Origin of the sequence: Candidatus Rickettsia tasmaniensis (assembly GCF_036857515.1) — a bacterium.
GTDB lineage: Bacteria > Pseudomonadota > Alphaproteobacteria > Rickettsiales > Rickettsiaceae > Rickettsia > Rickettsia rickettsii.
In genome coordinates this window covers 1-7,601 of record NZ_JAQCNX010000034.1, presented here as the reverse complement: position 1 = coordinate 7,601, position 7,601 = coordinate 1, and the positions used below count along the sequence as shown (strand labels likewise).

Here is a 7,601-nt window from a genome sequence, read left to right as displayed (position 1 = left end):
CCTTTACTTGCTAAGATAACTTTTAAAGCTGATGAGAATGTTGCTAATTTATTTTTAGCGGTTTTCTCGTTTGGTGTTGGGGTCGGTTCGTTTTTATGTAGCAAAATATTTGAAGATGAGATAACCGTTAAATATCTATTTATTTCAGCCCTAGGCATTAGTATTTTCGGTATTGATTTATTCTTTGCAAGTAGAATTAGCTCAGTTAACTACGAACCTACTCAGCTAAAAAGTATTTTAGTATTTTTATCGAAAAGACATAATTGGCGAATAGTTATAGATTTATTGTTCTTAGCGGCAATAGGCGGATTATATATCGTTCCTCTTTTTGCGATATTACAGCATTACGCAAACCCTGCTCATCGTAGTCGAATTATTGCCGTTAACAATCTTATCAATTCCATTTTTATGGTGGGATCAACAATAATTCTATCTTTATTATTTTACCTAAATTTCACTATACCCTGGATTATATTATTTATTAGCCTAGCTAATATAATCGTTACTATACATATTTACCGTTTAATACCTGAAGTTAAAATTATTCCGTTTAAGCTATTGCGAAGAATATTCCAAATCTGTTTTGATCTTATGTATAAGGTTGAAGTTAAAGGATTTGAAAATTTTCAAAAAGCAGGTAAAAAAGTAGTAGTGGTCGCTAACCATATTTCATATCTAGATCCGCCGCTAATTGCTACTTACTTACGAGAAGAAATGACTTTTGCAATTAGTCCCGATATACAAAAAATATGGTGGATTAAACCGTTTTTACGTATGGCAAGAACTTTGCCGGTTGATCCAAGTAACCCAATGGCAATAAAGACTTTAGTAAAAGAAGTACAAAAGGATCAGAAAGTAGCAATTTTCCCTGAAGGTAGAATAAGCGTTACCGGCTCTTTAATGAAAATATACGAAGGACCGGGAATGATTGCCGATAAAGCCGGTGCTACCGTCTTACCGGTTAGAATAGACGGTACTCAATTTACTCATTTATCAAAATTAAAAAACATATTAAAAAGAAAAATATTTCCTAAAATTACTATAACCGTTTTACCGCCGGTAAAATTCGCTAATATGGATGCTACAAGCAATCAAGAACGACGCAGTTATATATCTAGGACTCTTTATGATATTATGGCTGACATGATGTTTGAGAGTTCAGACTATAAAAATACTGTATTCTCATCTCTTATAGAAGCTGCTAAAATTCATGGATTTAAGAAAAAAATAGTTAATGATTTTGAAAAAAATGCGGTTACTTATCGAGATTTAATATTAAAATCTTTTATCCTAGGTGATTTAATCAAAAAGAATAATATCTTTGGCAGAAATTTAGGCTTAATGTTGCCTAATACCACGAATACGTTAATTACTTTTTACGCTATGCAATCTAGCGGTTATGTTCCTGCTATAATTAACTGGAGCAGCGGCATAAGTACTATTATTAACTCCTGTAAACTTGCACAAATTAAAGTAGTTTACACTTCAAAACAATTTATTGAGAAAGCAAATTTACATGAATTAATAACTAACTTATTAGATTTCGGTATTAAAATAATATATTTAGAAGATTTTAAAAATCAGATTGGTACAGCTCTAAAACTAAAAGCAAAAATAGGAAGTTATTGTGCCCAAACTTATTACAATTATTTTTGTCGTAATCGTGATGACGAAAAACCGGCAGTGATAATTTTTACTTCGGGTACTGAAGGTGAACCTAAAGCCGTATTATTATCTCACAGCAATTTACAAACTAATAGATATCAAATAACTGCTAAAGTACCTTTTAGCCCTGAAGATATAGTATTTAATGCGCTACCGCTATTTCATTGTTTTGGTCTTAGTGGTGCAATTATTACAACTTTAAACGGTATTAAGCTGTTTCTATATCCTTCTCCACTAAATTATCGTAGCATTCCTGAAGTTATATACGATATTGGAGCAACTATATTAATTTCTACCGATACTTTTTTAAACGGTTATGCTAATTACGCTCACCCATATGATTTTTACTCATTACGCTATATATTTGCCGGTAGCGAGAAATTAAAAGAATCTACAAGACAATTTTGGCTTAATAAGTACGGCATACGTATTTTTGAAGGATATGGGATTACAGAAGCCTCACCTATTATAGCTTGCAATACCCCTATGCATAATAAAGCAGGCACGGTAGGAAGATTATTACCGAAAATTAATTATAAGCTTGAGAAAGTAGAGGGAATAAATGAAGGAGGACGTTTATTCATTAAGGGTCCTAACATCATGCTTGGTTACTTGGACTTAGAAGGTCACTGTACTTATAAAGAATGGTACGACACAAGCGATATAGTCAAAATCGATTCTGAAGGATATATAACAATTTTAGGACGTTTAAAACGCTTTGCTAAAATAGCAGGGGAAATGATATCTCTTACAAAAATTGAAGAACTTGCAAGCGAAATTGATCCTGATTCCTTGCACGCTGCTATTTCTATTCCCGATAAAACGCACGGAGAAAAGATTATTTTACTTACTACCGGTTCCGATATAAATAGAGAGAACTTTGCAGATGCTGTATCTAAAGCTCAAATTTCTTTACTACATTTACTGCAAGTAATTATTACCGATTCAGAAATACCTCTACTTACAAGCGGCAAAATTGATTATCTTGAGATTATGAAAAACGTGGATAGATTCTAACGTCATTGCGAGCGACTGCAAGGAGCGTGGCAATCTCAGGAATCGTGCCTGAGATTTCTTCGTCGACGCCTATGGTGTCTTCTCACAATGACGGAAAAAAACGCCACATACAACAACGCTGGTCCAAGCCACGGGGCGACATTTATTTTTTCTTTTGACTATTATAATAGCAGCATTCAAAACTAATTTAAACCACTTACCTAATAACTCTTGATCCTCCATAATTTCAGGTAACACCTTCCAATATGATAGAGTTATAAGTTTACCCTTACTTTGATATACAAATGACTCAGAACCGAAAGATTGAAAATATTCATAAGTGCTTAGGCCTGACTTAAAATATAATTCATTGCTCTTAATAATTCCTATCATAACACCACCCTTATATATATCTACCAAACATTGCACGAACGGCTACTGAACTATATGGTTCTAACAATTCTTTGACATATTCAGTAAATTCATTTTTGTTCATAATAATCGCTTTAAATACAACAAACCATAAATAAACGTACCTAATATAATAAACAATGGAGTTAAAGGTAAATCAAAGTAGAAAGAGATAACTGCGGCACAAAAATTAATAAATAAAGATATAAGAATTGATATTATAATCATCTGGGAAGGGCTATATGCTATAAACCGTGCAATCATTGCAGGAATAAGTAAAATAGCAGTTACCATAAGTACTCCGACAATCTTTATAGCAGAAAATACCGATAATGAGAGAAGAAGTAAAAATATTAGCTCAATAATATTAACCTTTAAGCCTTTTATGACGGCAATATCTCTATTGATAATGATAAGAAGAATTTGATTATAAAAATATACTATAAAGCCTATAATAGTTATTAGCACTATTGCAAGTATCATCAAATCATTAAAAGATACGGATAAAATATCCCCAAACAACAAATTCACTATATTATTCTGCAAAGAAGTAAAATAATTAATAACTAAAGCAACAGCTAACATAAAGCTAGAAATCAAATTAATAACTGCGTTTTTTTCAGAATTATTTTTAAAAATAAACACAAAAAACGAAAAAAGAATTGCAACTATTATGCCTGAATATATTAATGGCACATGTGCTATAATACTTATGCTAGCCATTAAAAAACTACTATGAGCAAGCCCGTCACCGAAATAAATATATCTCTTCCATAGGGCAATGCAGCCAAGCGGGGCAAATATGCAGCTAATTAAAATTAAGGCTAGTATTATTAAAGTCATCTGAGTATATTATATATGTTTGTTGTATGGCCTCTTGTTATCCCGTGGCTTGACCACGGGATCCACTAAAGTTCTTAGGCTGTACTTATGGATCCCGTGGTCCAAGCCACGGGATGATATTGGAAAGAATCATAGACTATGTCTTCAATCGATAAAAAAGAATTAGAAAAATTTGAGAAAATTTCTCATAATTGGTGGAATAAGGACGGAGAATTCGGTATCTTACACCGAATAAACCCTATTCGCCTTGAATATATAATAGAGAAAATAACTACGCATTACAATAAACACCTTTCCAAACTCGCTTATAGAGAGGAATTTGTAGGAAACATGCAGCACAGCACCGCAGCGTACATAGAAGTACGTGAGGATGCGAGCAGCGGCTTGACGCACAAATTACCTCTAGAAGTAGAGTTTGAGAAGATGTCTAACGATATTTCTAAATTAGAAATATTAGACGTCGGTTGCGGTGGAGGGTTAATTGCAACGCCTTTAGCGGCTCAAGGTTTTAACGTTACAGCCATTGATGCACTGCAAAGTAATATTGAAACGGCAACTGCTTATGCTAAGGAAAACGGCGTAAAGATAAATTATTTACAATCTACTATAGAAGAATTAGAAAGTGACAAGCTATATGATGTGGTAATTTGTCTTGAGGTTATTGAACATGTAGAAAACGTACAGCAATTTATACTAAATTTGGTGAAGCATATTAAGCCAAACGGTATGGCAATAATTTCTACGATTAACCGTACTAAAAAAGCTTACATACTTGGAATAATAGTTGCCGAATATATTTTAGGTTGGGTACCAAAAAATACTCATGATTATAGCAAATTCCTAAAACCGTTGGAAATTTACGAAATGCTTACGGATACCGAAATTGAAATTAAAGAGCTGAAAGGCTTGGTATATGATCCGGCTAAAAATGAGTGGAAATTAAACGATGATATAGACGTAAATTATTTTATGTGTTTGGGGAGAAAGAGTATGTGTTATCCTAGCTAACTTGATCAGCCTTGTTGCATGAATACCGAATCGTCATTGCGAGCGACTGTAAGGAGGCGTGGCAATCCAGAAAAATAATAAAAAAATGCTAATTTTTAGCATTCTTTACTGGGTTGCTTCGTCAATTGCTATGCAATTTCCTTGCAATAACGCAAAAACTGATCCATGCAACAAAGCCGACTTGATCGCAGGATCCAGTTAAACATACTAATAATATTAGTATGTTTAGTTGTTTTCTGGATACCGTGGTCAAGCCACGGTATGACACAGTTCTTAGTATATATTTAAAAAAGATAATAAATGACTAATAACGTAATTACTAGATTTGCTCCGTCACCGACGGGGTTTTTACATATAGGTTCGGCAAGAACCGCCCTTTTTAATTATTTGTTCGCAAGGCATCATAACGGTAAGTTCTTGCTTCGCATTGAAGATACTGATAAAGAAAGGTCAACTAAAGAAGCGGTAGAAGCTATATTCTCAGGTCTAAAATGGCTAGGGCTTGATTGGAACGGTGAGGTTATATTCCAGTCTACACGTAATAATCTTTACAAAGAAGCTGCACTAAAATTACTGCAAAACGATAAAGCATATTATTGTTTTACTAGACAAGAAGAAATAGAAAGACAGCGACAACAAGCTTTAGAAAATAAACAGCATTTTATTTTTAATAGCGAGTGGCGTGACAAAGATCCATCTATCTATCCTACTAATATTAAGCCGGTAATACGTCTCAAAACTCCAAGAGAGGGGAGCATAACAATTCATGACACCTTACAAGGTGAGGTAGTAATTGAAAACTCTCATATAGACGATATGGTACTATTAAGAGCAGACGGCACTGCTACTTACATGCTAGCCGTTGTAGTAGACGATCATGATATGGGTATAACTCATATTATTAGAGGTGACGATCATTTAACCAATGCAGCAAGACAACTCGCTATTTATCAGGCTTTCGGATATGCAGTACCGAGCATGACTCATATACCGTTAATTCATGGAGCAGACGGAGCAAAATTATCCAAAAGGCATGGAGCATTAGGCGTTGAAGCTTATAAGGATATGGGGTATTTACCGGAAAGTTTGTGTAATTATTTACTGCGTCTTGGATGGAGTCACGGCAATGATGAAATTATCTCAATGACTCAGGCTATAGACTGGTTTAATCTTGATTCACTCGGTAAATCACCTTCTAAGCTTGATTTTGCTAAGATGAATAGCCTTAACGCTCATTACTTAAGAATGCTTGACAATGATAGCTTAACTTCAAAGACTGTAGAGATATTGGAACAAAATTATAATAAACTTCTTCGGAAGCTCGCTTATAGGAAGGAATTTGAAGGAAACACGGAACACAGCACCGCAGCATATATAGACATACGTGAGGATGCGAGTACCGGATTGACGTACAAATTACCCCTAGCAGTAGAGTTGCCGAAGAAGTTTAAGGTTAGTGAGCAGGAAATAGACTATATCAAACAAGCAATGCCAAGCTTGTTAGTTAGAAGTGAAACATTACTAGAACTAACACGCCTTGCTCAAATTTATCTAGTAGATTCGCCTATCATCTGCAACCAAGATTCAAAAGAAATTATAGAAAATTGCGATAAGAATTTAATCAAACAAATTATAGAAAACTTAAGCGAACTTGAGCAGTTTGATAAGGAATCCGTACAGAATAAATTTAAAGAAATAGCAGCAGCAAACGACTTAAAGCTGAATGACATTATGAAACCGGTAAGAGCTTTAATAACAGGTATGACTGCATCACCTAGCGTATTTGAGATTGCAGAAATTTTAGGAAAAGAAAATATTTTAAAAAGGTTAAAAATTATATGAAAGATTGTATAAAAAAAATTGCTTTTGTTTTTAGTGGATTATTTATAATAACCGGCACTTTTGTTTTGTATAGCATAGGAAACGTCAACGCATCAACAGCACCAAAAAAGTACGGAGCTTGGACTTTAAATTGTACTCTTAATAATGAGAAAAAACAACTTTGCTTCTTATCACAACAAATTAATAATCTAGAGAAAGATAAAGAAAAGGAAATATTAGCCATTTATCACATAGGTTATTTCAATGGGGAACAAGAAGAACAGGAATTAAAAATAATAGAAATAGTCCCATCAAATGTTCAAATTCTGGCAGGTACAGTTATTAATAGCAGTGACAAACGAATAGCAGCCGGAAAATACGTAAATTGTACAGTAAACGGCTGTCAGGCTTTAGCTATTATTACAAAAGACGATCTAGACATGATTCTATCAAACGATAATTATATAGAACTAATTACCGCAGACGGCAAACAAGCTAAAATTTCATTTATAAAAGACGGCTTAAAGGAAGGCCTAAAAGCTTTGAGTAGATAGTAACGCAAGAATTTAAGCATTGTTGCGTGGATACTAAACCGTCATTGCAGGGTCTGTCAGATTCTTTGTGTAAGTATGATTTCTCCATTTGCACAATTTTGTAAATTAGTATCACAAAGTATAGCAAATTGATTTAAAGCCATCGCCCAATTCTTAATAGGCATTGTCCATTTTTTAGATGCATTTGTCAATGCCAAAAAGATTATTTTCTGAATCGATTTATCATCTGGAAATACCCCTTTATTTTTAATAATTTTGCGAATTTGACGGTTAGTAGATTCAATAGCATTAGTCGTATAAATT

7 protein-coding genes are annotated in these 7,601 nt (G+C 33.7%); 4 read left to right on the top strand and 3 right to left on the bottom strand.

Annotated features, from left to right (window positions below; genetic code table 11):
- Positions 1 to 2,682 (top strand): acyl-[ACP]--phospholipid O-acyltransferase (locus O6R16_RS07005; protein ID WP_499680574.1); only part of this gene is annotated, 2,682 nt, incomplete at its 5' end.
- Positions 2,683 to 2,751: 69 nt separating this feature from the next.
- On the opposite strand, the gene O6R16_RS07000 is transcribed toward O6R16_RS07005, so the two are convergent.
- Together O6R16_RS07000 and O6R16_RS06995 are read right to left on the bottom strand one after the other, a co-directional pair.
- A complete protein-coding gene (locus O6R16_RS07000; protein ID WP_499680573.1) occupies positions 2,752 to 3,054 on the bottom strand; it encodes a TfoX/Sxy family protein in 303 nt (100 codons plus the stop codon).
- Between the two features lie 99 nt (positions 3,055 to 3,153).
- On the bottom strand, positions 3,154 to 3,915 hold the full coding sequence (locus tag O6R16_RS06995; protein WP_499680572.1) for a metal ABC transporter permease: 762 nt from the start codon (positions 3,913 to 3,915) through the stop codon (positions 3,154 to 3,156).
- 138 nt (positions 3,916 to 4,053) lie between these two features.
- Between O6R16_RS06995 and ubiG the strand changes: the two genes are divergently transcribed.
- From ubiG to O6R16_RS06980, 3 genes are all read left to right on the top strand, one after another.
- The gene (ubiG, locus tag O6R16_RS06990) at positions 4,054 to 4,923 is read left to right on the top strand and encodes a bifunctional 2-polyprenyl-6-hydroxyphenol methylase/3-demethylubiquinol 3-O-methyltransferase UbiG (protein WP_499680571.1); all 870 of its coding nucleotides are present in this window, start codon (positions 4,054 to 4,056) and stop codon (positions 4,921 to 4,923) included.
- A gap of 300 nt (positions 4,924 to 5,223) precedes the next feature.
- Positions 5,224 to 6,765, top strand: coding sequence for a glutamate--tRNA ligase (gene gltX / locus O6R16_RS06985; RefSeq protein ID WP_499680570.1), 1,542 nt, complete (start codon positions 5,224 to 5,226; stop codon positions 6,763 to 6,765).
- Positions 6,762 to 7,298, top strand: coding sequence for an invasion associated locus B family protein (locus tag O6R16_RS06980; RefSeq protein ID WP_499680569.1), 537 nt, complete (start codon positions 6,762 to 6,764; stop codon positions 7,296 to 7,298). Before gltX ends, O6R16_RS06980 begins: the two co-directional genes overlap by 4 nt.
- Positions 7,299 to 7,354: 56 nt before the next feature.
- Here the strand turns inward: O6R16_RS06980 and O6R16_RS06975 are convergent.
- Positions 7,355 to 7,601 (bottom strand): transposase (locus O6R16_RS06975; RefSeq protein ID WP_499680432.1); only part of this gene is annotated, 247 nt, incomplete at its 5' end.

Excerpts from the sequence above, each read along its gene's own strand:
- O6R16_RS07000 (WP_499680573.1), bottom strand. The coding sequence starts at position 3,054 with ATGATAGGAATTATTAAGAGCAATGAATTATATTTTAAGTCAGGCCTA.
- O6R16_RS06995 (WP_499680572.1), bottom strand. The coding sequence starts at position 3,915 with ATGACTTTAATAATACTAGCCTTAATTTTAATTAGCTGCATATTTGCC.
- ubiG (WP_499680571.1), top strand. The coding sequence starts at position 4,054 with ATGTCTTCAATCGATAAAAAAGAATTAGAAAAATTTGAGAAAATTTCT.
- gltX (WP_499680570.1), top strand. The coding sequence starts at position 5,224 with ATGACTAATAACGTAATTACTAGATTTGCTCCGTCACCGACGGGGTTT.
- O6R16_RS06980 (WP_499680569.1), top strand. The coding sequence starts at position 6,762 with ATGAAAGATTGTATAAAAAAAATTGCTTTTGTTTTTAGTGGATTATTT.